The organism is Sphingopyxis soli (assembly GCF_018682675.1).
Classification (GTDB): domain Bacteria; phylum Pseudomonadota; class Alphaproteobacteria; order Sphingomonadales; family Sphingomonadaceae; genus Sphingopyxis; species Sphingopyxis soli.
On record NZ_JAFMTR010000097.1, the window covers coordinates 15,675 to 40,547 of the forward strand.

Here is a 24,873-nt window from a genome sequence, read left to right on the forward strand (position 1 = left end):
ACGACGGTTGGGGCGCCGCGATCGACCAACGCGCCCCCCTGGTCGAGCGCTAAACCGGACTTGCGCCGCGCGGGCGGCCCCGCCATAGCGCGGCGCATGCACGATATCCGCCTGATCCGGGACAATCCCGCAGCCTTCGACGCCGGCCTCGCGCGCCGCGGCCTCGCCCCTCTGTCCGCGCAGATCCTTGCCGCCGACGCATCGCTGCGCGCGCTTCAGACCGAAATCCAGGCGTCGCTTGCGCGCCGCAACGAAGCGTCGAAACTGATCGGCCAGGCGATGGCGCAGGGCGACAAGGACAGGGCCGAAGCGCTGAAGGCCGAGGTCGCCGGTCTCAAGACCACCCTCCCCGCGAAGGAAGAGGCCGAGCGCGAACAGCTCGCCGCCTTGCAGGACCTGCTCGCTGCGCTTCCGAACCTTCCCGCCGACGACGTCCCCGATGGCGAGGACGAGGACGCAAATGTCGAGATTTCGCGCTGGGGCGCGCCGCGAACCTTCGACTTCGCGCCGCAGGAACATGCCGATTTCGCTCCCGCGCTCGGCCTCGACTTCGAGACCGCGGCGAAGATGTCGGGCGCGCGCTTCGCTTTTCTGAAAGGTCAGATGGCGCGGCTCGAACGCGCGCTCGGCCAGTTCATGCTCGATAGGCAGACCGGCGAGCCCGGCTATGTCGAATGCGCGACCCCGCTGATGGTCCGCGACGAGGCGGCGTTCGGCACGACGCAGCTCCCGAAGTTCCGCGAGGACCTGTTCCAGACCACCGACGGGCGGTGGCTTATCTCGACCTCCGAAATGAGCCTGACCAACGCGGTCCGCGAGGAGATTCTGCCCGAGAGCGAATTGCCGATCCGCATGACCGCGCTCACCCCCTGCTTCCGCTCCGAGGCGGGATCGGCGGGCCGCGACACGCGCGGCTACATCCGCCAGCACCAGTTCTGGAAGGTCGAGCTCGTCTCGATCGTCCGCCCCGAGGACAGCGACGCCGAACTCGAACGAAAGACAAGAGCAGCCGAGAAGATATTGGAAGAGCTGGACCTTCCCTATCGCAAGATGCTGCTCTGCGCGGGCGATATGGGCTTTGCCGCGCGCAAGACCTATGACCTCGAGGTGTGGCTGCCGGGGCAGGACAGCTATCGCGAGATTTCGAGCTGTTCCAACTGCGGCGATTTTCAGGCGCGCCGGATGAACACCCGCTTCCGCCGCGAAGATGCGAAGGGCAACGAGTTCGTCCACACGCTGAACGGCTCGGGGCTTGCCGTGGGGCGGACGCTGGTCGCGATCCTCGAAAATTACCAGCAGGCGGATGGCAGCGTCGATATTCCGGCGGCCTTGCTGCCGTATATGGGCGGCCTCACGAAGCTGACGCCTGCGTCCTGAACTCGTCACCCCGGACTTGATCCGGGGTCCACGACGCCGGCGAAGCAATGGATCCCGGATCAAGTCCGGGACGACGAAGAAAGAGAGACTCGAAAGTGCGCATCCTCCTGACCAACGACGACGGCTATCACGCCCCCGGCATGGCGGTCCTCGAAGCCATCGCGCGTCAGCTGAGCGACGACATCTGGGTCTGCGCCCCCGCCGAGGAACAGTCGGGCGCCGGCCACTCGCTCACCCTGTCGCGCCCGGTGCGCATCCGCCAGCATGGCGAGCGGCGCTGGTCGTGCAGCGGCACCCCGACCGACTCGGTGATGATGGCGATCGGGAAGCTGATGCCCGAAAAGCCCGATCTGATCCTGTCTGGCGTCAATCGCGGCGCCAACCTTGGCGACGACATCACTTACTCGGGCACGGTTTCGGCCGCGATCGAGGGCGCGCTCGCCGGCATTCGCGCGATCGCGCTGAGCCAGGTTTACGCCAGGGAAGGCATGGGTGACAGCGTCCCCTTCGAAGCGGCCGAAGCCTGGGGCGCCAAGGTGCTGCGCCCGTTGCTCGATCACGACATGCCGCCGCGTACGTTGATCAACGTCAACTTCCCGGCCATTCCGGCGGCCGATGTGCGGGGCATTCGCGTCACCCGGCAGGGATTCCACGATTATGGCCGCGGTTCGATCGTCGAAGGCACCGACCCGCGCGGCTATCCCTATTACTGGTTCGGGCTGCACGGAATCGAGCACAGCCCCGGTCACGACAGCGACCTCGAGGCGATCGACGACCGCTTTATCTCGGTCACTCCGCTCCAGCTCGACCTGACACACGATCCATCGCTCGCGGCCTTGCGCAGCGCCTACGCCTAGTCCGCCACCCGGTCAGCCATTGACCGCACCGCGCTTCGCGCCAAGATAGGGGCGATGGCCAAGCGACATCCGCCGACTTTCCAACCGGGTATCGACGTGCTGCGACGCGCGACCCATTGGCCCGTATGGGCCGATGTCGGGGCGCGGCTGGGGGTCGCCTTCCTGCTGATGGCCCTGGTCGTCGCAATTCACTGGTTCGGCCGCGACGGGCTTTACGACAATCACGACGGCAAGATCAGCTTCCTCGATGTCGTCTATTTCACGATGATCTCGGTCACCACGACCGGTTTCGGCGACATAGTCCCGGTGTCCGATTCGGCGCGCTTCGTCGAGGCGGTGATCGTCACGCCGATCCGCATCGCCGTGCTCTTCATCTTCGTGGGCACGGCCTATACCTTCCTCATCAAGCGCACATGGGAAAAATGGCGTATGGCCCGCATCCAGGCAAAGCTCACCGACCATATCGTCGTCCTCGGCTTCGGCGTCAGCGGCAGCGAGGCGGTGAAGGAACTGATCGCGCGCGGCACCGATCCGGCTTGCATCGTCGTGATCGACCCGGCGCGGGCGCGCACCAACGCGGCCGAGGCGATGGGCTGCAACGTGCTGGAAGGCGACGCATCGAACGACGAAACGCTGATCCACGTCCGCATTGCCGAGGCGCAGTCAGTGCTGGTTTCGGCAGGGCGCGACGACGCCTCGATCCTGATCGTGCTCACCGTTCGCCATCTTGCGCCCAACGTCCCGATCAGCGTCGTCATCCGCGCGCGCGACAACGAATTGCTCGCACGGCAGGCGGGCGCAACGAATGTCATCAACCCGGTCAGCTTCACCGGCCTGCTTCTCGCGGGATCGGCGCAGGGCGAGCATATTGCCGACTATATGGCCGACCTCGCGTCGATCGGCGGCAAGGTCCAGCTCCGCGAACGCCCGATCAGCGCCGAGGAGATCGGCCGAGGTCTCGATCAACTCGCGGACGGCGGACGTGGCCTGCGCGTCTATCGCGGCGGCAAGCCCTATGGCTTCTGGGAGCCCGAGGCGGCGAAGCTCGAAGCGGGCGATCAGATCGTCGAGGTCGTCCGCTGCGAGGAATGCGAGGGCGGGAGGCCTTAGGGTCAGAACCCATTCATTCCGCGTTCGAGGTTTGAAGCGATTTTGCTTGGGGCGAGGAGAAAAGGCGAAGGAATGTGTCGATTCTTCGAGACCTTTCGATGAAGCCATGGGCAAAATCGGTCAAATCCCCGACGGACGCCGAATGAATGGGTCCTGACCCTAACCTCGCCAGTAAATCCAGGCTGCCCAGAACCAGCCGATGATCAACAGCGTGCCGCCGATCGGCGTGACCGCCCCAAGCCACTTCGGCGCGCCCAGCGCCGTCGCGTAAAGCGTGACCGCAAAAATCGCGCCGCCGACCAGTAACATGATCGCGGGTCCGCGCGCGACGCCCATGATCGCGAGCACCGCGACCGCATGGACGAGCTGGTAGACGCCGCCGGTGCGCAGCCATTCGGCCTCCTGCGGTCCTGCCGCGCCATGCGCACCGAACGCGCCCGCCGCCACCGCCATCGCCGCCGAAATCGCTGCCAATGCACCGAGCATCCGCGTCCCCTTCCCCAACTGCCTGCAATCGGCCAAGCTATAGGCGGACAAGAGGAAGAAGGCGATGCCCCGCGACGTTCCATTTCCCGAAGGACTGAAGCCGCCGAGCCGCCTCGCCACGCTTGGCGAATTGGCGCTGCCCTTCGACATCATCCGTTTCGGCCTCGGCGGCTATCGGCTGATCGGCGCCCCGCGCGGTGACGGACGCCCTGTCGCGCTCCTCCCCGGCTATGGCGCGAGCGAGCTGTCGATGCGGCCGCTGGAGGCATGGCTCCGTCACCTCGGCTACAACGTCCGCGACTGGGGCATGGGCCGCAACAACGGCCGCGTCGCCGCCGACGTCGAACGCTTCGCCGCGCAGGCGGCCGAATGGGTGACGGCCGACGGTGCGCCGCTGACGCTGATCGGCTGGAGCCTCGGCGGCGTCATCGCGCGCGAGACCGCTCGCGTCTACCCGCACCTCGTCCGAGAAATCATCACCATGGGTACGCCGATCATCGGCGGTCCGAAATATACCGCACTCGCACAGCGGTTTGCGGGCCGCGACTTCGATGCGATCGAACGCGAGATCCATGCACGCAATCTCAAGGGTCTGACCCAGCCGCTGACCGTCATCTATTCGGATCGCGACGGCATCGTCGGTCCCGACATCGCCATCGACATCTACAATCCGCAGGCGCGCAACATAAAGGTCGATGCAACGCACCTGGGCCTCGGCATCGCCCCGCAGGTCTGGCGGATCATCGCGGATACATTGGCAGGCGTGACAAACGCCCAAAAATAGACTAGGGGCGCCGCCAATCATGACAGTCAAAACCCTCCCCACCCAGCCGAAGGTCGGCATGGTGTCGCTCGGCTGCCCCAAGGCGCTCGTCGACAGCGAACGGATTCTCACCAAGCTGCGCGCCGACGGCTACGGCCTGTCGCCCGATTATGCGGGCGCCGATGTCGTGCTCGTCAACACCTGCGGCTTTCTGGACAGCGCCAAGGAAGAGAGCCTCGAGGCGATCGGCGAGGCGATGGCCGAAAACGGCCGCGTCATCGTCACCGGCTGCATGGGCAACGAGGCCGAGGTCATCCGCGCGCGCTTTCCGAACGTCCTCGCGGTCACCGGCGCGCATCAGTACGAGCAGGTCGTCGATGCCGTCCACGACGCCGCGCCGCCGACGCAGGGTCCGTTCGTCGACCTGGTGCCCGAGGGCGGTCTGAAGCTCACCCCGCGCCACTACAGCTATCTCAAAATTTCGGAAGGCTGCAATCACGGCTGCGCCTTCTGCATCATCCCCGATCTCCGCGGCAAACTGGTCAGCCGCCGTATCGACGCGGTGCTGCGCGAGGCCGAGAAGCTCGTCGCCGCGGGGACGAAGGAACTGCTGGTGATCAGCCAGGATACTTCCGCCTATGGCGTCGATATCCGCCACGACCCGCGCCAATGGCACGGTCGCGAAGTGCGCGCGCATATGACCGACCTCGCGCGCGAACTCGGCCAATTGAAGACCAGCGAAGGCCGCGCCCCGTGGGTGCGCCTCCATTATGTCTATCCCTATCCGCATGTCGATGCGGTGATTCCGTTGATGGCCGAGGGGCTGCTGACGCCTTACCTCGACATTCCCTTCCAGCACGCGAGTCCCAAGGTGCTCAAGGCGATGAAGCGCCCCGCGAACGAGGCCAAGGTGCTCGAACGGCTCAAAAGCTGGCGCGCGACCGCCCCCGACATCTCGATCCGCTCGAGCTTCGTCGTCGGTTTTCCCGGCGAGACCGAAGAGGATTTCCAGTATCTCCTCGACTGGCTCGACGAGGCGCAACTCGACCGCGTCGGCGCCTTCCGCTTCGAACCCGTCGCCGGCGCGCAGGCGAACGCTCTGGCCGATCCGGTGCCCGAAGAGGTCAAGGAAGAGCGTTATCAGCGCATCATGGCGAAAACCGCCGCAATCAGCGCCGCGAAGCTCGAGGCCAAGATCGGCCGCACGCTGCCGGTGATCATCGACGAGGTCGGCGAGGCAGACGAAGACGGCAGCATCGGCGCCACCGGACGGTCGCAGGCCGACGCGCCCGAAATCGACGGCCACGTCTATCTCCGCGACGTCGCGGCAACGCTCAAGGCCGGCGACATCGTCGATGTCGCGATCGAGGACGCCGACGAGCACGACCTGTTCGGGGTGGTCGCCGTCTGATCGGATCTTTTTTGTTGGAACAGCCTTTGGCGATCGGTGTTAGAAGCAGGCATCGATCAGGGGCGTTTCATGCATCCCATCAAGGCGCTGACCGCTATTCCGTTGCTGACGCTCGCCGCCTGCGACCCGGCGAAGGGCGGCGATGCAGCTCCGCCACGCGCAACGGACACTGCCCCTACGCCCAGCCAAGTCACGCTGATCGCGGTGCCGATCGACGCAAGCATCGCGCCGCTCAAGCTGGAACTCGAACGCGCGATCCCGAAGACGCTGTGGACGATCAACAAACGCGAAAAGGCATGCGTGCCGCCGCAGCGAGTCAAGCTGTTCGGCAGGAAGGTGAAAGTTACGCCCGCCATTCCCTGCACCATCGTCGGCCGGGTCACGCGCGGGGCGTTGCGGCTACGCGGCGAAGGCAATGAGATTGTCGTCGACGTACCGCTAAACGCAACCGTTGCCGCCCGCGACGTCGGTGGGGTGTTGAAAGGCGAGACTGCGACCGGATCGGCGCTCGCGCACGCGCGCATCCGCGTTGACATGGCGTCCGACTGGCGCCTGCGCGGCAAAGCGCGCATCACCTATGGCTGGACTAACCCGCCCGGCATCGACTTTCTGGGCAAGCGGATCACCTTCACCGACGAGGCCGACGCGAAACTGAAGCCCGTCATCGCGGGCGTCGAGCGCGAGGCGAACCGCGAGATCGGCAAGATCAACCTTAAAAGCCAGGCAGCCGACATCTGGCGGCAGGCCTTCACCTCGCTGGAGCTCAACGAAGAGAATCCGCCCGTCTGGATGCGCGTGACGCCGCAACGTATCCTCTATGGCGGCTATCGCCTCGATGGCACGCGCCTGCGCCTCAATCTCGGCATCGAGGGGATCACCGAAACATTCGTCTCGGGCCGGCCCGACGATCCGATGCCGACCCCGCTACCGAAACTGGTCCATGAAGCGCCGCGCCCACATCTCGATGTCCGCGTGCCGGTGATCGCCGACTATGCGCAGCTCCAGCCGGTGGTCGACCGCGCTCTCGCCAAACGATCGCTACGCCCTTTCGTGCTGCCAAAGCTCGGCGCGATGGACGTCACCTTCGGTCCGTCGACCATCTATGGCGCGCCCGGCGGGCGGATCGCGATCGGCGCCGATGTCGAGGCCCGGCTGCAGGCGCGGACCGGCGAGCCGACGCGCGGGCGAATATGGATGACCGCAATCCCGGCGAACGGGCCGGGATCGGCGCAGGTCCGCTTCACCGACCTCACGATCAATGGCGACACCGACGGGGTCGGCGGCGACCTGCTGGTCCTGCTGGGCCGCAGCGAAGGCTTCGCACCACTGATCGCGGACGCCCTGACGCAGAATTTCACCCGCGACCTCGACGAACTGGAAGGCAAGATCCGGCGCGCGGTCGACCGACGGCGCGAAGGTGCCTTCGTCATCCGCACCCGTGTGGACGACTTCGAGACCGGCGAGATCAAGGCCTATGGCAACGGACTCTATCTCCCCGTCCGCCTGACCGGCGCCGCAAGCGTCGATTACCGGCCGACGAGATGATCAGAAGAGACGCGTAATCGCGTAGAAGGTCGCCGCGACAACGGCGCTGGCGGGAATGGTGATGAACCACGCAGCGACCACGTTGCTCGCAACGCCCCAGCGCACGGCGCTCGCGCGCCGCGCGACACCGGCGCCGATGATGCTGCCCGTGATCGTGTGCGTCGTCGACACCGGGATGCCGAGCAGGCTGGCAGTGAACACGACGATCGACCCGCCGGTCGAGGCCGCGAAACCCTGATGGTGCGACAGCTTGGTGATGCGGCCGCCCATCGTCTCGATGATCTTCCAGCCCCCCGACAGGGTGCCGAGCCCGATCGCGATATAGCAGCTGATCGCGACCCAGTGGGGGACATGGAACTCGCCGGTCATATAGCCCGTCGAATAGAGCAGCACGGTGATGATCCCCATCGTCTTCTGCGCATCGTTGAGCCCGTGGCTCAGCGAATAGGCCGCCGACGAGAAGAGGTGCAGCGTGCGAAAGCTGCTTTCGGCGAATTTCGCGGTCGCGCGCCGCAGCGCCCAGCTGCTGAGCAGCATCACCAGCATTGCAAGCAACATGCCGAGCATCGGCGACAGGAAGATCGCGAGCACCGTCTTGTTCAGCCCGGCCCACTCGATCCCCTCGAAACCGGCGTGCGCCACGCCGGCGCCGACGATTCCGCCGACCAGCGCATGGCTCGACGACGAGGGAATGCCCTTGAACCAGGTCACGACGTTCCAGACCATCGCGCCGACCAGCGCGCCGAACACGACCGCCGGGGTCACCAGATCCTTGTCGATGATCCCCTTGCCGATCGTTTCCGCCACCTTGTGCAGTTCGGGAAACGCCAGCGACAGGAAATAGGCCGCGAAGTTGAAGAAAGCGGCAAAGATCACCGCCTGAACCGGCCGCAAGAGGCGCGTCGCAACAACGGTCGCGATGCTGTTCGCCGCATCGTGCAGGCCGTTCAGGAAGTCGAACGCCAGCGCGAGAAGGATCAGGCCGACGAGGAGCGGAAAAGCGAGTTCGTGCATCGGATGCGCCGCCGCTTACGCGTGGTCGATGACCAGGCCGTCGATTTCGTTCGCGACATCCTCGAAGCTGTCGGTGACGCGTTCGAGGTGGCGGAACAGCTCCCGCGCGATCAGGAACTGCGTCGGGTTCGCCTCGCCATGTTCCTTGAACAGGCGCTTGAGGCCTGCGGCGTGGATCTCGTCGGCATGGCCCTCCATGCGCACCAGACGCTCGGTGAGTTCATGAAGGCGCGTGCCGTTCGCCGAGATATTGCGTAGCAGCGGCAACGCCTCGGCGGTAAGGCGCGCGGCGTCGACGATGAGGCCGGCGATGTCGCGCATTTCGGGCTCGAATTCGGTGACGTCGTACAGGTCGACCGCACCTGCGGTCTTTTGCATTTCGTCGATCGCGTCGTCCATCGAGGCGATCAGATCGGTAATCGCGCTGCGATCGAACGGGGTGAGGAAGGTGCGGCGAACGGTTTGCAACACCTCGCGCGTGATCGCGTCGGCGTCATGCTCGCGCTCGATGATCTCCTGAACATGGTCGGCCATGCCCTCGCCGCCCTGCAGCATCCGTGCGAGTGCTTCCGCCCCTGCGGTCAGCGTCGCCGCATGAGCCTCGAACAGCTCGAAGAAATTGCCCTGCTTCGGAAGCAGGCGCTGGAACCAGCCGAACATGTGATTGACCCCTGTCTTTTGGGCAACATTATAGACGACACCCGACCGCTGCGCCGCGGCGCGAAAGCCGCGGTCGCCGAACGACCGGATCATCGCCTGAAGATCGGGCTCCTCGACCGACGCGGCCGCTGCATCGAGTGTGAACCAGCGCCGTTCACGCTCGTCCATTTCCTTCCATACGTCGAGTTCGCGCGTCACCGCGAGCGGGAACACCTCGACATTGTACATGATCGCGGCGCCGTTCGCGCGGCGCTTGCGATATTCGTAACTGCCGATCGACGTCGGGCACACGGCACCGAGCACGCCCGCCTCCTCCTCGGCTTCGATCGCCGCCGAGGCGTGCCGGTCGAGACCGGTGAGCGGGTTTCCCTTGGGAATGACCCAGCGCCCCGTACCTCGCGAGGTGACGAGCAGGATCTCGGTCGGACCATCCTTGTCCACGCCGCCGAACCGATAAGGAAGAACTGCGATCTGACGCATCGAACTGGCCAAATACCCCCTACCGCGCCCCCCGCGGCGAATGATTGCAAACTGGTGACGCCTCTATGACAATATTGTGACAGCAGCAATGATACATTGCCGCGCACATTACTTTCACGCGTGTCAATTCGATTGCAAAATGCAACGCGGTGCGTAATCTGCGGGCCAAAGACAAACGGGAGACGATATGATGGCAGGCACGGCGAGCCCGGTGGACCAGGACGTCCTGATCGTTGGCGCGGGCATTTCGGGCATCGGCATGGCCGTGCACCTGCAGATGAACTGCCCCGACCGCAGCTTCGCCCTCGCCGAACGGCGCGCCAACCTTGGGGGCACCTGGGACCTGTTCCGCTATCCGGGGATCCGTTCGGACAGCGACATGCACACGCTGGGCTTCGTGTTCGAACCGTGGAAGCATGAGAAGTCGATCGCCGACGGCCCATCGATCCTCGAGTATCTGAATCGTATCGTCGACGAGCGCGGTATCCGGGACAAGATCCGCTTCAACGCCAAGGTGGTCGGCGCCGACTGGGACAGCGCCGCCGCGCGCTGGACGGTCACGATGGAGGATGAAAAGGGCGCGGCCTCGACCACGACGGCGCGCTGGCTCTATCTCGGGTCGGGCTATTATGACTATGACGAGCCATTCGATGCGCAATTTGCGGGTCGCGAGGATTTTCGGGGGCAGATCGTCCATCCGCAATTCTGGCCGCAGGATCTCGACTATGCCGGCAAGAAAGTCGTCGTGATCGGCTCCGGCGCCACCGCGGTGACCATCGTTCCCTCGATGACCGAAAAGGGCGACGGCAAGGGCGCCGCCCATGTCACGATGCTCCAGCGCACGCCAACCTGGTATGCGATCCGCCCGGCCAAGGACGCCTTCGCGAACTTCCTCCGCAAGGTTCTGCCGAGCGAGCTCGCCTACAAGATCACCCGTTTCAAGAATGTGAAGATGCAGGACATCGTCTTCAACAAGGCGCGCACCAAGCCCGAGAAGGTTCGCAAGTTCCTGACCAAACAGCTCCAGAAAAACCTGGGCGACAAATATGACCCCGAAGCCTTTACCCCGCCCTACAATCCGTGGGAGCAGCGTCTCTGCCTCGTCCCCGACGCCGATTTCTTCGAGGCGATGAAGGCCGACAAGGCATCGGTGGTGACCGACCATATCGAACGCTTCGATGCCACCGGCATCCAGCTCAAATCGGGCAAGCATCTCGACGCCGACATCATCGTCACCGCGACGGGCCTGAAACTTGCGGTCGCGGGCAAAATACCGGTGCGCGTCGATGGCGAAACGATCCAGTGGAACGAGCATTTCTATTACAAGGCGTGCATGTTCTCGAACGTCCCGAATTTCTCGGTCGTGTTCGGCTATCTCAACGCCAGTTGGACGTTGCGCGCCGACATCGTGGCTGAATATGTCTGCCGCGTGCTCAACCACATGAAGGCGGCCGGCGCCGATATAGCAACCCCGGTGCTGGAGGATCCGAACAGCCTGACCGAAGAGAATATCTTCGACTTCTCGTCGGGCTATATCCAGCGTTCGCTGCACATCCTGCCGAAGAATGCCGATGCGCTGCCCTGGCGGCTCAACCAGCATTATGTGAAAGACCGCGTCGACATGCGCACTGGCGAGATCGCCGACGGCGTGCTGACCTTCACCAAGGCCGGCGCGGTGGCGACGCGCGCTGCGGCAGCTGCGGAACTCGAAGCGGCCGAATAATCAGCCGAGGCGTTCGGGCTTTCCTTTGGTCGAGCCTTTCGCGAAATCCTCGAGCTGTTTCTCGGTCATGCTTTCGAGCATGTCCCTGGACGCACCCTTGAGTTTCGACTTCGACGTTTCGCCGCGCTTGACGCTGAGCGCGGCACCCGCTGCTCTCTGTTGTGCTTTGGATCTGGCCGGCACAGTCGGTCTCCTTCAGTTGACGGGCAGGAAGTCGCGCGCGAACTCCGGCTTCACGACGCGCACCAGCGCCGACGTTATGGGCATGTTGATCTTGTAGCTCCCCTCGGCAAAGGGCCCGATCTCGTACGGAGCGATGGCGATCGTCATCCGGTCCAGATAGCGGCCGTCCGAAGATCCGACCCAGACGGTCTGCGCAGACACGGGCGGACATTCGGCAAACGGGCTCCCGGGTTCGTCGGCGGTCTGAATGCCCTTCGCGGCTTTTGCCTGCTTGATCCGGTCGCAGAAATCCTCGCGGATCGCGGCGTCGAAGGCTTCGGGGCTGCTGAACAGATCGACCGGTTTCAGCCGCGCACCTTTGTTGCGATCCCACAGCAGCGTGTCGAAGCTCGTCATCCCATGAGCGCCGCCTGCATATGTCCCGATCTCGGCCGAAAGGCTGAGAAAGCGGGGCGTATTGGTGACCAGCAGCCATTTCTGCAGATGACTGTGCGCATGATAAGGAAAACCTCCCTTCGCCGATGCCGCCCTGTCGCGCTCCGCCGCCGCGACCAGTGCGCTGTGTTTGACCTGTCGATCGGCGTCGAGAAATCTGGCGAGCTCGGGAATTTGTGCCGCCTCGGCGGGGTAGGCATAGGCGAATTCGATCAGATCGTTCTTTTCCCTTATGTCCGAGGCGGGCGCGCCATTGGCCAGCGCAGCCTCGCTTCCGCCGGGCGGGGCGCCCGGGACCAATGCGGCGACCGCCTTGTCGACCTTCGTCGGCTCATCCTGCGAGCAGCCTGCAGCGAGCAGCAGCATCGGGAGGATGATGGCGGTCATTCGGTAGGACATGATCGAACAACGCAGGGAATCGACAAAATATCCCTGGCGGCCTAGCACCTCGGCATGACCGACTATTCCGACCTGATCCAGCCCGACAAGGGGCAGGACGCCCGCCCGATCCATCTCGTCGACAAGAAGGGCTATGACGAATGGCTGAAGGGGCGCAACGCCCGCGAGCGCGCGCATCTGGCCGCGGTGGGTTTCAAGCCGGACGCCTACGTCCACGCCATCCTGCCCGGCGACGATCCCGAGCGCTGGGCGGTCGTCACGACGGTGGCGAAAGTCGAGGAGCTGTCTGCATGGTGTCTCGCCAAGCTCGCCCAGATCCTGCCCGAGGGGCGCTATCGTGTTGAGGGCCATCAGCCGGGCAAGGCGCTGTTCGGATGGCTGAGCGCACAATATCGGTTCGACGCGTATAAATCGAACCCGCCGACTAAGGGACCGCGCGTGCTGCTGACCACCGATGTCGCTGCGATCGCGCCGGCGGTTGCCGAGATGCGCGCGACCGCGCTCGTCCGCGACCTCGTCAACACGCCTGCCGCCGACATGGGGCCCGCTGCGATCGAAAAGGCGGCCGAACGCATTGCCAAGGCCCACGGCGCCAAGCTGACCGTGACCAAGGGGGAAGCGCTCGAACAGGGCTATCCGATGATCCACGCGGTCGGGCGCGCGGCGGCGAAGCACCATGCGCCGCGACTGATCGAAATCGAATGGGGCAAGGACGATCATCCGCGTGTCGCGCTGGTCGGCAAGGGGATCAGCTTCGACAGCGGCGGGCTCGACATCAAGCCCGCAGCGGGGATGCGGCTGATGAAAAAAGATATGGGCGGCGCCGCACATGTGCTCGCGCTTGCCGAACTGGTGATGGCAAGCGGTCTGCCGGTCCGCCTCCACTGCCTCGTCGCGGCGGCCGAGAATGCAATTTCGGCCGATGCCTTCCGGCCCGGCGACGTGCTCAAGAGCCGCAAGGGGCTGACGGTCGAGATCGGCAATACCGACGCCGAAGGGCGACTGGTGCTGGGCGATGCGCTTGCCAGAGCCGGCGAGGAGAAGCCCGAACTGATCGTCGATTTCGCGACACTCACGGGTGCTGCGCGGACAGCGCTGGGCCCCGACCTTCCGGCGCTTTACGCCAACGATGACAGCCTGGCGGACGACCTGCTCAAGGGCGGGACCGACCGCGACGATCCGCTGTGGCGGATGCCGTTATGGGATGGTTATGCCGACCTTCTCGAAACCGATATCGCCGATATCGGCAATGCCGGCAGTTCGCCCTTCGCCGGATCGATCACCGCTGCCCTGTTCCTGAAGCGCTTCGTTCCCGACGGCACGCCCTGGGCGCATTTCGACACCTTTGCCTGGCGCCCCTCGGCAAAGCCCGGCCGACCGAAGGGCGGCGCCGCACTCGGCCTGCGCGCCGCATGGGCGATGCTTCAAGCCCGCTATGACCGCCGCAAGAAGGGCGATCGTCCTTGATAAAGCCGGGGGCGCTGGTCTAATGCGCCGCGACTGTCCGCGAAGCGCGGATGGGGACTAGTTGCAGGACGAGACGTGACAGCGAACAGCGGCGAACATTCAGCGGCAAACCGCGTGCGCATGGGACGCCCCGGCCTGGCCGGACAGGGCCGCGATCATTTCGGCCTGACGGGCAAATCGCACGCGTTCGATCCACGCATCGTCGCAATCCGCCCCGACCTCGCCGACATTGCAGTTGCGGGCATTCATTTTGCGCCGCATTACGCCGCGCCAATGATGGTGAGCGGCGTGCTGCCCGCCGCGGTGATGCGCGGGTCGCCGTCGCTCGACGCCGACCAGACGAGCGAGCTGCTGTTCGGCGAGGGCTTCGCATTGCTCGATCTCACGGGCGGCTGGGCCTGGGGCTACAGCCTCGCCGATCATTATGTCGGCTATTTGGCGGCCGAAGCGCTCGGTGCGCCGATCGCTCCGACGCACCGCGTCGACATGATCGAGGCGGCGCTGCACTCGGCGCCCGACGCCGCCGCCGGGGCACCTGCCGTCCTGCCGCGCGGGGCGCTCGTGATGGGCGAGGCCGAGGGCGAATGGCTGAAGACCGCCCATGGTTATTTGCCGCTCGCCGCGGTGGTCGAGGTCGGCAGCGAGCATGACGATCCTGCCGCGATTGCGGAGTCGATGGTCGGCACGCCCTATTTGTGGGGCGGCCGCACCGCGAGGGGCATCGACTGCTCGGGGCTGGTCCAACTCGCCTGGGCGTCGGCCGGTGTGCAACTGCCCCGGGACAGCGACCTGCAGCTTGCGGCGCTCGGTGCGGACAAGGATATCCGCCCCGCCGACCTGGCGCGCGGCGACCTTGTCTTCTTTCCCGGCCATGTCGGGATCATGGCCGATAGCCGGAACATCATCCACGCCAGCCGCCAGTGGATGGAGGTGCGCGTCGAACCTCTTGCCGAGGTTGCGAAGCGGTCGGCCGCGAAGGGCAATGACGTGCCCGTCAGCAGCTACAAAAGACTGCGATAAGGCCATGATCCGGACGGTCTTCATCGACGGCGCGGCGGGAACGACGGGCCTGGAAATCGCCGAAAGGCTCGCCGGGCGGAACGAATTCTCGCTTGTCGCGCTGCCCGACGCCGAGCGCAAGGACGCCGCCCGCCGTGCCGAGGCACTGAACGGCGCCGACTTCGTCATCCTCTGCCTGCCGGACGCTGCCGCGATCGAAGCGGTGACGATGGTCACGAATCCCGCCGTACGGATCATCGACGCATCCACCGCGCACCGCGTTGCGCCAGGATGGACCTATGGTTTTCCCGAGCTCGGCGCCGCGCAGCGCGACGCGATCGAGAGGTCGAAGCGCGTCAGCAACCCCGGCTGTTACCCAACCGGCTTTCTTGCGCTCGTCGCGCCGCTGGTCGCCGCGGGGATCGTCGCGCGCGACGCGCGGCTCAGCGTCAACGCGGTGTCGGGCTATTCGGGCGGCGGCAAGGAGCTGATCGCAAGGTTCGAGGCGGACGAGGACATCGGCTTTCGCAGCTATGGCCTGAACCTCGCGCACAAGCATGTGCCCGAAATGACGCACGGCGCCGGGCTGGTGCATCCGCCGCTGTTCGCGCCTGCCGTGGTGCCCGTCTATCGCGGAATGCTGGTCGAGGTTCCGCTGAGCTTCGACGCCCAGACCGCCGACGCCGCCTTCGACGCGCTCGCAGCTCATTTCGACGGGTCGCCGCTGGTCAGCGTGAGCCGCGCAGGCGACGAAAGCGAGCTGCTGCTGCGGAAAAGCGACGAAGCGACCGACCGGATGGAACTGATGCTCTACGCCAGCCCCGACGGCACGCAGATCCGCCTCGTCGCGCGGCTCGACAATCTCGGCAAGGGCGCGAGCGGCGCCTGTGTCCAGAACCTCAATATCATGGCAGGGTTGCCCGAAACGGCGGGCTTGCGGATCTAGCGCCTAGATAACGAGCGCCTAGTGGACGGTGTCGAGGGCAATGTCGATCGACAGATAGGTGATCAGCCGTTCGATCTGGCGCCAGCGCGCGAAATGGACGTGATTGCCGAGCACCCGATACTGCTCGGCGCGGGCGGCTGCGGCGAAACCGGCTTCCTCCCCATGTTCGCGGATCATCGCGTTCGCATCCTCGACAGCGCCGCGATCGGCGAGATAGGGTGATGGCAGATGCATGTCGTTCCCGGCCTATGTTCCGGCATCGGCTCTAAACGGCCCGCGTCACCGCCCCGTTCCCAACCGTAATGAACGCCGGGGTAAGGTTAATCCCGGCGACGCGCGCGTTAACGATCGGGCACTGCCAATCGCCCCTTTGCCGTCGTCCCGCCGCCGTGTAAGACCGATCCCATGCGCAAAATCCTGAAATATGCCGCCATCGCCCTCGCCGTCCTGATCGTCGTCGGCGGGATCATACTCTATGTGCTATCGCGGCCCGACGTGGCGCGCTTCTCGACCGCCGAACTCAGCGGCCGGGTGCCCGTGATGGCGTCGCAGAATGCGCAGACCATCCCGACGATGAACGTGCCCGAGGCGACGAGCTGGCCCGCGGGCCAGGCACCGCGCGCGGCGCCAGGCCTCAAGGTCGAGCGCTTTGCGGAGGGACTCGACCATCCGCGCTCGATGCTCGTGCTCCCGAACGGTGACGTCCTCGTCGCCGAAGCCGAGAGCCCGCCACGCAAGGACGGCGGGATCGAGGGCAAGATCATGAAGTCGATGATGAGCAAGGCGGGCGCCGGCGGCGCATCGGCGAACCGCATCACCCTGCTCCGCGATGCCGATGGCGACGGCAAGGCCGAGGTCAAGACCGCGTATATCACCGGCCTCAACTCGCCCTATGGTATGGCGCTGGTCGGCAAGACGCTCTACGTCGCCAACACCGACGCGATACTCGCCTTCCCTTACGTCGAGGGCGAGACGACGATGAGCGGCAAGCCGGCGAAGCTCGTCGATCTGCCCGCAAAGGGCACCAACCGCCACTGGACCAAAAGCCTCGTCGCCGCGCCCAACGGCTGGCTTTACGTCGGCGTCGGCGCCGATTCGAACATTGGCGAAAAGGGCATGGGCAACGAGGTGCGCCGCGCGAGCGTGCTCGAGGTGCGGCCCGAGAACAAATATATGCGCACTTTCGCCGCGGGCCTGCGCAACCCCGTCGGCCTGGCCTTCTACCCCGGCAGCGAGCGGCTGTGGACGGTGGTCAACGAGCGCGACATGCTCGGCAGCGACCTTGTCCCCGACTATCTGACCGATGTGACCGAGGGCGATTTCTATGGCTGGCCCTGGTATTATTGGGGCGGCTTCATCGATCCGCGCGTGCCGCCCGAGGCCGAGGATCGCCGCCAATATGTGAAGCGCCCCGAATATGGGCTCGGCGCGCATGTCGCGCCGCTGGGCTTCACCTTCACCGACAAGCTGGACCTCGGCGAGCGCTGGGCGAATGGCGCGCTGATCGCGCTGCACGGGTCGTGGAATCGCGAGCCCGTCGCCGGGTACGACGTCGTGTTCGTCAAGTTCGGCGCCAATGGCAAGCCGGTGGACGCCCTGCCCGTCACCTTCCTCGACCAGTTCCTCGCCAAGGACGGCAAGACGACGCGCGGTCGGCCGGCCGACGTCAAGGTCGCGAAGGATGGCAGCGCGCTGGTCGCCGACGATACCGGCAACACGATCTGGCGGGTGTCGAAGGCGGGCTGAACCGCAGACGGTCAGGACGTGGGCGCGGGCTGCTTGTCGAGATCGACGAGGATACGCCCCGCCTCTTGCAGGTCGAGGCCCATTGCGACCGCCTCTTCGGCGCAGCGCTTCGCCGATGATGCTATTTCGCCGTGCAGCGACAGCACATAATCGGGCGCTAACAATTCGGTCATGGCGAGCGCCGGATGGCGCCCCTTCAGTTTGCCGATGAAATAGGTCAGCACGCTCGATAGGCCTTCCTTGTCCTCGCCGTCGGGCATGGCGCCAAGAACCGAGCCAAAGACCACCATGCAGATCGCATCGTCCCGGTCCCGCGCTGTGAATCCCGGCGGAGCGGCCTGAGCCGGGCCGGCGAATCCGATAAGCGCCGCCGAGGCTGCGAGTCCGAACGCCAACCGGCGAACGCGCCGCACCCTGATCAAACCCGCATCGGCATCAGCACATAGAGCGCCGGGCTTTTCTCGCTTTCGCGGATCAGCGTCGGGGCGTTGGCGTCGGCGAGGTGGAGTTCGACGCTGTCGCCATCGACCTGGCCGAGGATGTCGCTGAGATAGCGGGCGTTGAAGCCGATCTCCATCGGATCGCTGTCATAACCGGCAGCGAGTTCTTCCGCGGCGGTTCCGTTCTCGGGGCTGGTCACCGAAAGCGTGATGCGATCCTTGTCGAGGCCGACCTTGACCGCGCGGGTCTTTTCGCTGGCGATCGTCGAGACGCGGTCGACGCCCTGGAACAGGCTCTTCGGATCGACCTTGAGCAGCTTGTCGTTCGCAGTCGGGATGACGCGGCTATAGTCGGGGAACGTCCCGTCGATCAGCTTCGAAGTCAGCACGGCGTTGCCGAGCTGGAAGCGGATCTTCGAGGCCGACAGGCTGATTTCGACATTGCCCTCGGCCTCGTCGAGCAGCTTGCGGATTTCGCCGACGCATTTGCGCGGCACGATGACGTCGGGCATCGACGACGCACCGTCGGGGCGCGTCACCGTGTAGCGCGCGAGGCGGTGGCCGTCGGTGGCCGCCGCCTTCAGCACCGGACCGGTCGCATCCTCGGCGACGTGGAAGAATATCCCGTTGAGATAATAACGCGTTTCCTCGGTCGAGATGGCGAAGCGCGTCTTGTCGATGATCTGGATGAGCTCGGCCACGGGCAGTTCGAAACTGGTCGGCAGGTCGCCCTCGGCGATCACCGGGAAGTCGTCGCGCGGCAAAGTCGGCAGGTTGAAGTTCGAGCGGCCGGCCTTGACCTGCATCTTGCCCTCGGCGGCGGCGAGGCTGACCTCGGCGCCTTCGGGCAGCTTGCGGGCGATTTCGAACAATGTGTGCGCCGACACGGTGGTCGTGCCCGGCGTTTCGACTTTTGCCGCGATGGTTTCGACGACCTGAAGATCGAGGTCGGTCGCCATCAGCTTCAATTGGCCGGTGCTGTCGGCCTCGATCAGCACGTTGGACAGGATCGGAATCGTGTTGCGCCGTTCGACCACCGACTGGACGTGGCCGAGGCTTTTCAGAAGCACTGCGCGTTCGATCGTCGCTTTCATTCTAATTCGCCATCCCTGTACCGATAAGGGGAAAGTCCCTGAGAGAGTCCGGCGGAGCGGGCCATTCGCCCCGAATCCCGTCCCCCGAAAATGTCCACCTTCCTTAACGAACGCGTCGCGCCGCGCAAGCCATGCTTGCAAAGCATTTCCATTCGGGCAAACGGGGCGCAATGCGGCGGATGCCCCTCCTTTTCCTGATCGCGGCGGCGGTTCCGGCGACGGCCCTTGCCGCGCCGCGTACCGCTTTGGGAATTTTCGAGGGCTGGGGCGCGTTTCGCGAGTCGGCGACCCCGCGCTGCTACGCGATCGCGGCGCCCTCGGCGACGATCGGACGCCCGGAGATCAAGCCCTATGCCAGCGTCGGATATTGGCCGAAGTCGCGCATCAGGGGGCAATTCTATGTCCGCCTGTCCAAAGAGCGCGCGCCGGGGCGCGAACTGCGCCTGACCATCGGAAGCCGCCGCTTCATCCTGACCGGCAACGGCCCGCACGGCTGGGCGAGCGACGCGCGCATGGACGCCGCGATCATCGCGGCGATGCGATCGGCGCCGAGCATGAGCGTCGCGAGCAGCACCGCCAGCGGCCGCGCGATCGCCGATACCTATCGCCTGCGCGGGGCCGCCACCGCGATCGATGCGGCGGCGCTGGGATGCGCCAGCATCCGGTGAAGGCATTCCGGAAAACGGCGGATTTCTGCGTAACTTCACTCGCGATTCACCTCTTTCGAATGCGGCCATAGCGATCCCCGGGAAAACTGCGCAACGTCACTCGGAATCGTATGGCGCGCGCGGTTTGGCGCGCGAAGGGGATCGGGAAAGTTGCATGGCGTCGCATCAGTCGAAACGCTATGCCCGTCCGATAATGTAGGACAGCGATTTGTCTGCGGGATTTGCGTCATGAAAACCATCGGCCTGATCGGCGGCCTGAGCTGGGAAAGCTCGGCCGAATATTATCGCCTGCTCAATCGGGCAGTCCGCGACCGTCTTGGCGGACTGCACGCCGCGAATATCGTCCTGCACTCGCTCGACTTCGCACCGATCGCCGTCCTGCAAGCGGAAGGCGACTGGCCCGCGCTCGACCGCGCGATGGTCGAAGCCGCCGCTGCTCTGGAACGCAGCGGCGCCGATCTGCTGCTGATCTGCTCGAACACGATGCACCGCTGCGCGGGCGCGATCGAGGCCGCGTCGGCCCTGCCGCTGATCCACATCGCCGACCCGGTGACTGCCGCAATCAAGGCGGCGCGGATGCGACGCGTCGGCCTGCTCGGCACCGCCTTCACGATGGAACAGGATTTCTACAGGGGGCGGATGGCGGAGGCCGGGCTCGACGTGATCGTCCCCGACGAAGCCGGCCGCGCGGCGGTCCACCGGATCATCTACGACGAGCTTGTGCAGGGTGTGATCCGCGAGGAATCGCGCGGCGCGTATCGGCAAGTCATCGCAGCGCTCGTCGACCGCGGCGCCGAGGCGATCATCCTCGGTTGCACCGAAATCATGCTGCTGGTCGGAGAGGCCGACAGTGCCGTGCCGCTGTTCGACACGCTGGCGCTGCACGTCGATGCGGCTGTGGAACGGGCGTTAGGCTCCTAGGCTCGCCCCAGCTTCGTCAGCTCCGCCGCGAGGAAATCGAGCACCAGCCGCACGCGCGGCACGTGGCGGAGGCGCTCGTGCGTCAGCAGCCAGAGGCCGGTCGTGTCTTCACGCTTGGGCGGGATGCACCGGATGAGCCCGGGTTCGCGATCGGCAAGGAAGGCGGGCAGGATGGTGAGCCCCATTCCCGCGCGCACGCCGGCGAGCAGGCCCGAGGCGGTGTCATATTGCATCACCACCGACTCCTCGAGCGCATATTGCTTCAGCCACGCCCGATAGGGCTCCCAGACATAGCCCCCGCCGCCGATGAAGGGATGCGCCGCCAATTCCTCGCGCGTGTGCGGGATACCGTGGCGGTCGGCATAGTCACGGCTGCAATAGACGGTCCACGGATTGTCGGCGATGCGCCGCCCGACGAGCCCGGCGCCGCTCGGCTGCTTGGTGCTGCGGATCGCGATGTCGGCGGCGCCCGCGGAAAGGTCGCGCGGCTCATCCGACGTGTCGAGATGGATATGGATGCCGGGATGCGCGGCGCGAAGGTCGCGGAGGATCGGCGGCAGCACGGTCACAGCGAAGATTTCCATCGTCGATAGGCTGACCGTGCCGCCCGCGTCGCGCGACCGTGCGCCCGCCGCATCTTCGAACCGGTCGGCGGCCTCGCGGACGGCCATCGCGCTCGTCAGCATCGCTTCGCCCACCTGAGTCAGCGCATAGCCCGCCTGCCGACGCTCGAAGAGTTCAAGGCCGGTCGCCTCCTCGAGCGCGGCGATGCGGCGCGCGACGGTGGTTTGGCTGACGCGAAGCGCCTGCGCCGCCGAGAGCGTGCTGCCGCTCTCTGCGACCGCGAGAAAGGATTTGAGATCGTTCCAGTCGAACATGATGCCTTGTGCAAAATAACGCTGGCGGCCGCATTCTGCAATTATGCAGAATGCCCGCGCAACATCGTTGCTCCAATTGCGCGCGGCGATGGATTATCTGGTTCTCCACCGGCTTCCTCCCCTCCTTCAGCCGGCCGATGGAGATAGAAGATGACAAAGACTCTGATCCTCGCCGCGCTGGCCGCAACCTCGCTGGGCCAGCCCGCTTTCGCCGAACCCGTGACCCAGACCGTGGTCGTCCAGCACAGCGACCTCGACCTCAACACCGCTGCCGGCGCCAGGACGCTGCAGCACCGCGTGTGGCGCGCCGTCGTCGCCGTGTGCGGCACGGCGTCGGACGCCGACATCGTCGGAAAGAACGACATCCGCCAGTGCCGCCGCGACACGATGCAGGTCGCCTCGGCCAAGGCCGACCTCGCGATCGCGGGCGCATCGCAGGGCGAACCGCTGCGCGTCGCGTCAATCCGCAACTGAATTAGACCCGATCGGCAGGCACTCCGCCGACACCTTTCGGGGCTGCGATCCGATCCGGATCGCGGCCCCGATTTTCATTCGTCAGCCGCGGTCGTCGAACGCCTTGCGCGCCGCCTCGACGCGGTCGAGATTGTCGCCCGCCCAGTGCCAGACGCCGCAAAAGGCCTCGCCAAGGCTGTGCCCGAGATCGGTCAGGCGATATTCGACCTTCGGCGGGATCACCGGATGAACGGTCCGTTCGACCAGACCGTCGCGCTCCATTGCGCGGAGCGTCTGGGTGAGCATCTTCTGGCTGATCCCCGGAACCATTCGCGCCAGTTCGGTGAAGCGCAGCACCCCATTGTCCTCCAACTCCTCGAGAACGAGCAGGGTCCATTTGTCGGCGACTCGGCCGATCAGGTCGTTGACGAGCATTTCGACGCGCGGATCGACCGGCGCGTTCGGATCGTGGACGATTTTTTCCTGGGTCGACATGGCGGAAAATCCAAAACTCTCTTTGCAGTAACTATAGCACTTTCGGGTGCCTTCTTCCTTTTGGAGAGTATAGGGATATCTTGGCCTTCTCACTACCCCCTCAGGAGAGAAATCATGAAGACCAGCGGCAACACCATTCTCGTCAGCGGCGGCGGCTCGGGCATCGGACTCGCACTCGCGCAGCGCTGGCACGACGCGGGCAACACCGTCATCATAACCGGGCGCAATGCGGCGAAGCTCGAAAGCGCCGTCGCGGGACGCACGAACATGCACGCGGCGCCGCTCGACGTCACCGACCCCGGTGCGATCAAAGCCTTCGCCGCCGCCATTGTGGCGAAGTTCCCGGCGCTCAACGTGCTCGTCAACAATGCGGGGATCATGGGCTATGAGGATGCGACCGCGGCGCGCGACCTTTCGTCCGCCGAAGACACGGTCGTCACCAACCTGCTCGGCCCGATCCGGCTGATCGATGCGCTCGTCGACCATCTGGCGGCGCAGGCGGACAGCGCGATCGTGAATGTGACCTCGGGCCTCGCCTTCGTACCGCTGCCCAAGGCGCCGACCTATTCGGCGACCAAGGCGGCACTGCACAGCTATACCCAGGCGCTGCGCGTCCAGCTGGAGGGCAAGGTCGAACTGATCGAGCTGGCGCCGCCAGCGGTCCGCACCGACCTGACCCCCGGCCAGTCGACGCGCGAGGGTTATATGCCGCTGGACGACTTTGCCGACGAGGTGATGGCGCTCTTCGCGCAGGAACCGACCCCGCCCGAAATCCTGGTGCAGAATGTGCTGCCGCTGCGCAATGCCGAAGCGAACGGCAATGTCGACGCGGTGCTGGGGATGCTCGCGGCACTGTAAATATCTCCCCTCCCGCTTGCGGGAGGGGCCGGGGGTGGGCCAGCGGCGTCGAGATGGCCCACCCCGCTGCGACTAGCGAGCAAGCTCGCAAGCCTCGCTGCCCCTCCCGCTTGCGGGAGGGGATTGGATTGCGAAAACCTGGCTTCGCCACTATATGGCCGCGCATCATGCAGATTCCCGGCCATATCGACCCCGTCACGACGGGCACCGTTCCCTTGCGCGGCGGCAACCGTATCGACCTTGTCGGACTGACCCGCGACGCGATCCGCGCCCAACTGGTCGAGGCCGGATTGGACGCAAAGGCGGCGAAGCTGCGCGCCAAGCAGATCTGGCACTGGATCTACCACCGCGGCGTCACCGATTTCGAGGCGATGACCGATATCGCGAAATCGATGCGCCCCTGGCTGACCGACCGTTATATCATCGGCCGCCCGACGGTGCGCGAGGCGCAGGTGTCGAACGACGGGACGCGCAAATGGCTGCTCGCCGCCGCCGACGGGCAGGAATATGAAATGGTGTTCATTCCCGATGCCGACCGCGGGACGCTCTGCGTGTCGAGCCAGGTGGGATGCACATTGAACTGCCGCTTCTGCCACACGGGGACGATGCGCCTCGTCCGCAACCTCGCCGCGGGCGAGATCGTCGGGCAGGTGCTGCTGGCGCGCGACGCGCTCGGCGAATGGCCGAAGGGGACGATGGCGTCGGCGCCCGATGCCGACGACGAGGACGACGAGGCGGGGCACTATACCGCCGACGGGCGGATGCTGACCAACATCGTGATGATGGGCATGGGCGAGCCGCTCTATAATTTCGACGAGGTCAAGGGCGCGCTGAAGATCGTGATGGACGGCGACGGCCTCGCGCTGTCGAAGCGGCGCATCACCCTGTCGACCAGCGGCGTCGTGCCGATGATGGCGCGCGCGGGCGAAGAGATCGGGGTGAACCTCGCGGTCTCGCTGCACGCCGTGAACAAGGAAATCCGGGACGAGATCGTGCCGCTGAACCGCAAATACGGCATCGAGGAGCTGCTGCAGGCCTGCGCCGACTATCCGGGGGCGAACAATGCTCGGCGCATCACCTTTGAATATGTGATGCTGAAGGACAAGAACGACAGCGACGAGGATGCGCGCGAGCTCGTCCGGCTGATCAAGCAGTACAAGCTGCCCGCGAAGGTGAACCTGATCCCCTTCAACCCCTGGCCCGGCGCCCCCTATGAATGTTCGACGCCCGAGCGGGTGCGGCGGTTCAGCAATCTGATCTTCGAAGCCGGTATCTCGGCGCCGATCCGCACCCCGCGCGGGCGCGACATCATGGCGGCGTGCGGACAGCTGAAGAGCGCCGCGACCAAGCCGACGCGCGCCGAACTCGACCGGATCGCCGAAGAGAAGCAGGCAGCGCTCGGCTAGAGTGCGTTCGGTTTTGATTGAATCAAAACCGGCACTCCAGATTCTTGTTTTGCCGTGTT

General features: G+C 65.4%; 26 protein-coding genes. 16 read left to right on the forward strand and 10 right to left on the reverse strand.

Annotated features, from left to right (window positions below; translation table 11 throughout):
* Nucleotides 1–96 precede the first annotated feature (96 nt).
* The 3 genes from serS (at nt 97) to J1N50_RS14725 (ending at nt 3,344) form a co-directional block, all read left to right on the forward strand.
* Nucleotides 97–1,377, forward strand: coding sequence for a serine--tRNA ligase (gene serS / locus J1N50_RS14715; RefSeq protein ID WP_215354996.1), 1,281 nt, complete (start codon nt 97–99; stop codon nt 1,375–1,377).
* A 95-nt stretch (nt 1,378–1,472) separates the two neighbouring features.
* On the forward strand, nt 1,473–2,234 hold the full coding sequence (surE, locus tag J1N50_RS14720) for a 5'/3'-nucleotidase SurE (RefSeq protein WP_215354999.1): 762 nt from the start codon (nt 1,473–1,475) through the stop codon (nt 2,232–2,234).
* Nucleotides 2,235–2,288: 54 nt separating this feature from the next.
* Nucleotides 2,289–3,344 (forward strand): potassium channel family protein, encoded by a 1,056-nt coding sequence (locus tag J1N50_RS14725; protein ID WP_215355000.1) that lies wholly within the window; start codon nt 2,289–2,291, stop codon nt 3,342–3,344.
* 159 nt (nt 3,345–3,503) lie between these two features.
* Here the strand turns inward: J1N50_RS14725 and J1N50_RS14730 are convergent, their stop codons facing one another.
* Nucleotides 3,504–3,830 (reverse strand): DUF423 domain-containing protein, encoded by a 327-nt coding sequence (locus tag J1N50_RS14730; protein WP_215355002.1) that lies wholly within the window; start codon nt 3,828–3,830, stop codon nt 3,504–3,506.
* A gap of 64 nt (nt 3,831–3,894) precedes the next feature.
* Here J1N50_RS14730 and J1N50_RS14735 point away from each other — a divergent pair, with 64 nt between their 5' ends.
* From J1N50_RS14735 to J1N50_RS14745, 3 genes are all read left to right on the forward strand, one after another.
* On the forward strand, nt 3,895–4,614 hold the full coding sequence (locus J1N50_RS14735; protein ID WP_215355004.1) for an esterase/lipase family protein: 720 nt from the start codon (nt 3,895–3,897) through the stop codon (nt 4,612–4,614).
* Nucleotides 4,615–4,633: 19 nt separating this feature from the next.
* Nucleotides 4,634–6,004, forward strand: coding sequence for a 30S ribosomal protein S12 methylthiotransferase RimO (gene rimO / locus J1N50_RS14740; protein WP_215355006.1), 1,371 nt, complete (start codon nt 4,634–4,636; stop codon nt 6,002–6,004).
* 69 nt (nt 6,005–6,073) lie between these two features.
* Complete coding sequence (locus J1N50_RS14745; RefSeq protein ID WP_215355008.1) at nt 6,074–7,549, forward strand: DUF4403 family protein; 1,476 nt, start codon at nt 6,074–6,076, stop codon at nt 7,547–7,549.
* Here J1N50_RS14745 and J1N50_RS14750 read toward each other — a convergent pair whose 3' ends face one another.
* Together J1N50_RS14750 and J1N50_RS14755 are read right to left on the reverse strand one after the other, a co-directional pair.
* A complete protein-coding gene (locus tag J1N50_RS14750; RefSeq protein ID WP_215355010.1) occupies nt 7,550–8,563 on the reverse strand; it encodes an inorganic phosphate transporter in 1,014 nt (337 codons plus the stop codon).
* 15 nt (nt 8,564–8,578) lie between these two features.
* The gene (locus J1N50_RS14755; protein ID WP_215355012.1) at nt 8,579–9,703 is read right to left on the reverse strand and encodes a DUF47 family protein; all 1,125 of its coding nucleotides are present in this window, start codon (nt 9,701–9,703) and stop codon (nt 8,579–8,581) included.
* Nucleotides 9,704–9,890: 187 nt separating this feature from the next.
* On the opposite strand from J1N50_RS14755, the gene J1N50_RS14760 reads away from it, so the two are divergent.
* Nucleotides 9,891–11,426 (forward strand): flavin-containing monooxygenase, encoded by a 1,536-nt coding sequence (locus J1N50_RS14760; protein WP_215355014.1) that lies wholly within the window; start codon nt 9,891–9,893, stop codon nt 11,424–11,426.
* Here the strand turns inward: J1N50_RS14760 and J1N50_RS14765 are convergent, their stop codons facing one another.
* Nucleotides 11,427–11,609, reverse strand: coding sequence for a DUF3008 family protein (locus tag J1N50_RS14765; RefSeq protein ID WP_215355016.1), 183 nt, complete (start codon nt 11,607–11,609; stop codon nt 11,427–11,429).
* A gap of 12 nt (nt 11,610–11,621) precedes the next feature.
* Complete coding sequence (locus J1N50_RS14770) at nt 11,622–12,431, reverse strand: DUF4163 domain-containing protein (RefSeq protein WP_215355018.1); 810 nt, start codon at nt 12,429–12,431, stop codon at nt 11,622–11,624.
* Between the two features lie 66 nt (nt 12,432–12,497).
* Here J1N50_RS14770 and J1N50_RS14775 point away from each other — a divergent pair, with 66 nt between their 5' ends.
* The 3 genes from J1N50_RS14775 to argC all read left to right on the forward strand — a co-directional run bounded on the left by J1N50_RS14775 (nt 12,498) and on the right by argC (nt 15,855).
* Nucleotides 12,498–13,910: a leucyl aminopeptidase family protein gene (locus J1N50_RS14775; RefSeq protein ID WP_215355020.1), complete on the forward strand. Its 1,413-nt coding sequence runs from the start codon at nt 12,498–12,500 to the stop codon at nt 13,908–13,910.
* Between the two features lie 120 nt (nt 13,911–14,030).
* Nucleotides 14,031–14,930 carry a C40 family peptidase gene (locus J1N50_RS14780; protein ID WP_215355022.1) on the forward strand — a complete coding sequence of 300 codons (900 nt, stop codon included), beginning with the start codon at nt 14,031–14,033 and terminating at the stop codon, nt 14,928–14,930.
* 4 nt (nt 14,931–14,934) lie between these two features.
* Entirely contained in the window at nt 14,935–15,855 is a 921-nt protein-coding gene (gene argC, locus J1N50_RS14785; protein WP_215355024.1) for an N-acetyl-gamma-glutamyl-phosphate reductase, read from the forward strand.
* An 18-nt stretch (nt 15,856–15,873) separates the two neighbouring features.
* Here the strand turns inward: argC and J1N50_RS14790 are convergent, their stop codons facing one another.
* Complete coding sequence (locus J1N50_RS14790; protein ID WP_156416493.1) at nt 15,874–16,089, reverse strand: hypothetical protein; 216 nt, start codon at nt 16,087–16,089, stop codon at nt 15,874–15,876.
* Nucleotides 16,090–16,260: 171 nt separating this feature from the next.
* On the opposite strand from J1N50_RS14790, the gene J1N50_RS14795 reads away from it, so the two are divergent.
* Entirely contained in the window at nt 16,261–17,601 is a 1,341-nt protein-coding gene (locus J1N50_RS14795) for a PQQ-dependent sugar dehydrogenase (RefSeq protein ID WP_215355026.1), read from the forward strand.
* Nucleotides 17,602–17,612: 11 nt separating this feature from the next.
* On the opposite strand, the gene J1N50_RS14800 is transcribed toward J1N50_RS14795, so the two are convergent.
* Nucleotides 17,613–17,891 (reverse strand): hypothetical protein, encoded by a 279-nt coding sequence (locus tag J1N50_RS14800; RefSeq protein WP_215355028.1) that lies wholly within the window; start codon nt 17,889–17,891, stop codon nt 17,613–17,615.
* A gap of 128 nt (nt 17,892–18,019) precedes the next feature.
* Nucleotides 18,020–19,135 carry a DNA polymerase III subunit beta gene (dnaN, locus tag J1N50_RS14805; RefSeq protein WP_215355030.1) on the reverse strand — a complete coding sequence of 372 codons (1,116 nt, stop codon included), beginning with the start codon at nt 19,133–19,135 and terminating at the stop codon, nt 18,020–18,022.
* 170 nt (nt 19,136–19,305) lie between these two features.
* Here dnaN and J1N50_RS14810 point away from each other — a divergent pair, with 170 nt between their 5' ends.
* Both J1N50_RS14810 and J1N50_RS14815 read left to right on the forward strand, forming a co-directional pair.
* Complete coding sequence (locus J1N50_RS14810; protein ID WP_215355032.1) at nt 19,306–19,803, forward strand: hypothetical protein; 498 nt, start codon at nt 19,306–19,308, stop codon at nt 19,801–19,803.
* 228 nt (nt 19,804–20,031) lie between these two features.
* Nucleotides 20,032–20,724 carry an aspartate/glutamate racemase family protein gene (locus J1N50_RS14815; RefSeq protein WP_215355034.1) on the forward strand — a complete coding sequence of 231 codons (693 nt, stop codon included), beginning with the start codon at nt 20,032–20,034 and terminating at the stop codon, nt 20,722–20,724.
* Here J1N50_RS14815 and J1N50_RS14820 read toward each other — a convergent pair.
* The gene (locus J1N50_RS14820; RefSeq protein ID WP_215355048.1) at nt 20,721–21,602 is read right to left on the reverse strand and encodes a LysR family transcriptional regulator; all 882 of its coding nucleotides are present in this window, start codon (nt 21,600–21,602) and stop codon (nt 20,721–20,723) included. The genes J1N50_RS14815 and J1N50_RS14820 overlap by 4 nt on opposite strands.
* Nucleotides 21,603–21,752: 150 nt before the next feature.
* Between J1N50_RS14820 and J1N50_RS14825 the strand changes: the two genes are divergently transcribed.
* Entirely contained in the window at nt 21,753–22,076 is a 324-nt protein-coding gene (locus J1N50_RS14825; RefSeq protein ID WP_215355050.1) for a UrcA family protein, read from the forward strand.
* Nucleotides 22,077–22,157: 81 nt separating this feature from the next.
* Here J1N50_RS14825 and J1N50_RS14830 read toward each other — a convergent pair whose 3' ends face one another.
* On the reverse strand, nt 22,158–22,550 hold the full coding sequence (locus J1N50_RS14830; protein WP_215355052.1) for a winged helix-turn-helix transcriptional regulator: 393 nt from the start codon (nt 22,548–22,550) through the stop codon (nt 22,158–22,160).
* Nucleotides 22,551–22,664: 114 nt separating this feature from the next.
* Here J1N50_RS14830 and J1N50_RS14835 point away from each other — a divergent pair, with 114 nt between their 5' ends.
* Together J1N50_RS14835 and rlmN are read left to right on the forward strand one after the other, a co-directional pair.
* Nucleotides 22,665–23,408 carry an SDR family oxidoreductase gene (locus J1N50_RS14835; RefSeq protein ID WP_215355055.1) on the forward strand — a complete coding sequence of 248 codons (744 nt, stop codon included), beginning with the start codon at nt 22,665–22,667 and terminating at the stop codon, nt 23,406–23,408.
* Nucleotides 23,409–23,575: 167 nt separating this feature from the next.
* Nucleotides 23,576–24,814, forward strand: coding sequence for a dual-specificity RNA methyltransferase RlmN (rlmN, locus tag J1N50_RS14840; protein ID WP_215355057.1), 1,239 nt, complete (start codon nt 23,576–23,578; stop codon nt 24,812–24,814).
* The last annotated feature ends 59 nt before the right edge of the window (nt 24,815–24,873 follow it).

Excerpts from the sequence above, each read along its gene's own strand:
- J1N50_RS14810 (WP_215355032.1), top strand. The coding sequence starts at position 19,306 with ATGCGGCGGATGCCCCTCCTTTTCCTGATCGCGGCGGCGGTTCCGGCG.
- J1N50_RS14800 (WP_215355028.1), bottom strand. The coding sequence starts at position 17,891 with ATGGTGGTCTTTGGCTCGGTTCTTGGCGCCATGCCCGACGGCGAGGAC.
- rimO (WP_215355006.1), top strand. The coding sequence starts at position 4,634 with ATGACAGTCAAAACCCTCCCCACCCAGCCGAAGGTCGGCATGGTGTCG.
- J1N50_RS14795 (WP_215355026.1), top strand. The coding sequence starts at position 16,261 with ATGCGCAAAATCCTGAAATATGCCGCCATCGCCCTCGCCGTCCTGATC.
- J1N50_RS14750 (WP_215355010.1), bottom strand. The coding sequence starts at position 8,563 with ATGCACGAACTCGCTTTTCCGCTCCTCGTCGGCCTGATCCTTCTCGCG.
- J1N50_RS14835 (WP_215355055.1), top strand. The coding sequence starts at position 22,665 with ATGAAGACCAGCGGCAACACCATTCTCGTCAGCGGCGGCGGCTCGGGC.
- J1N50_RS14775 (WP_215355020.1), top strand. The coding sequence starts at position 12,498 with ATGACCGACTATTCCGACCTGATCCAGCCCGACAAGGGGCAGGACGCC.
- J1N50_RS14820 (WP_215355048.1), bottom strand. The coding sequence starts at position 21,602 with ATGTTCGACTGGAACGATCTCAAATCCTTTCTCGCGGTCGCAGAGAGC.
- rlmN (WP_215355057.1), top strand. The coding sequence starts at position 23,576 with ATGCAGATTCCCGGCCATATCGACCCCGTCACGACGGGCACCGTTCCC.
- J1N50_RS14745 (WP_215355008.1), top strand. The coding sequence starts at position 6,074 with ATGCATCCCATCAAGGCGCTGACCGCTATTCCGTTGCTGACGCTCGCC.
- J1N50_RS14730 (WP_215355002.1), bottom strand. The coding sequence starts at position 3,830 with ATGCTCGGTGCATTGGCAGCGATTTCGGCGGCGATGGCGGTGGCGGCG.
- J1N50_RS14780 (WP_215355022.1), top strand. The coding sequence starts at position 14,031 with ATGGGACGCCCCGGCCTGGCCGGACAGGGCCGCGATCATTTCGGCCTG.
- serS (WP_215354996.1), top strand. The coding sequence starts at position 97 with ATGCACGATATCCGCCTGATCCGGGACAATCCCGCAGCCTTCGACGCC.
- J1N50_RS14770 (WP_215355018.1), bottom strand. The coding sequence starts at position 12,431 with ATGACCGCCATCATCCTCCCGATGCTGCTGCTCGCTGCAGGCTGCTCG.
- J1N50_RS14825 (WP_215355050.1), top strand. The coding sequence starts at position 21,753 with ATGACAAAGACTCTGATCCTCGCCGCGCTGGCCGCAACCTCGCTGGGC.
- J1N50_RS14815 (WP_215355034.1), top strand. The coding sequence starts at position 20,032 with ATGAAAACCATCGGCCTGATCGGCGGCCTGAGCTGGGAAAGCTCGGCC.
- J1N50_RS14725 (WP_215355000.1), top strand. The coding sequence starts at position 2,289 with ATGGCCAAGCGACATCCGCCGACTTTCCAACCGGGTATCGACGTGCTG.
- J1N50_RS14735 (WP_215355004.1), top strand. The coding sequence starts at position 3,895 with ATGCCCCGCGACGTTCCATTTCCCGAAGGACTGAAGCCGCCGAGCCGC.
- argC (WP_215355024.1), top strand. The coding sequence starts at position 14,935 with ATGATCCGGACGGTCTTCATCGACGGCGCGGCGGGAACGACGGGCCTG.
- J1N50_RS14790 (WP_156416493.1), bottom strand. The coding sequence starts at position 16,089 with ATGCATCTGCCATCACCCTATCTCGCCGATCGCGGCGCTGTCGAGGAT.
- J1N50_RS14755 (WP_215355012.1), bottom strand. The coding sequence starts at position 9,703 with ATGCGTCAGATCGCAGTTCTTCCTTATCGGTTCGGCGGCGTGGACAAG.
- J1N50_RS14760 (WP_215355014.1), top strand. The coding sequence starts at position 9,891 with ATGATGGCAGGCACGGCGAGCCCGGTGGACCAGGACGTCCTGATCGTT.
- J1N50_RS14830 (WP_215355052.1), bottom strand. The coding sequence starts at position 22,550 with ATGTCGACCCAGGAAAAAATCGTCCACGATCCGAACGCGCCGGTCGAT.
- dnaN (WP_215355030.1), bottom strand. The coding sequence starts at position 19,135 with ATGAAAGCGACGATCGAACGCGCAGTGCTTCTGAAAAGCCTCGGCCAC.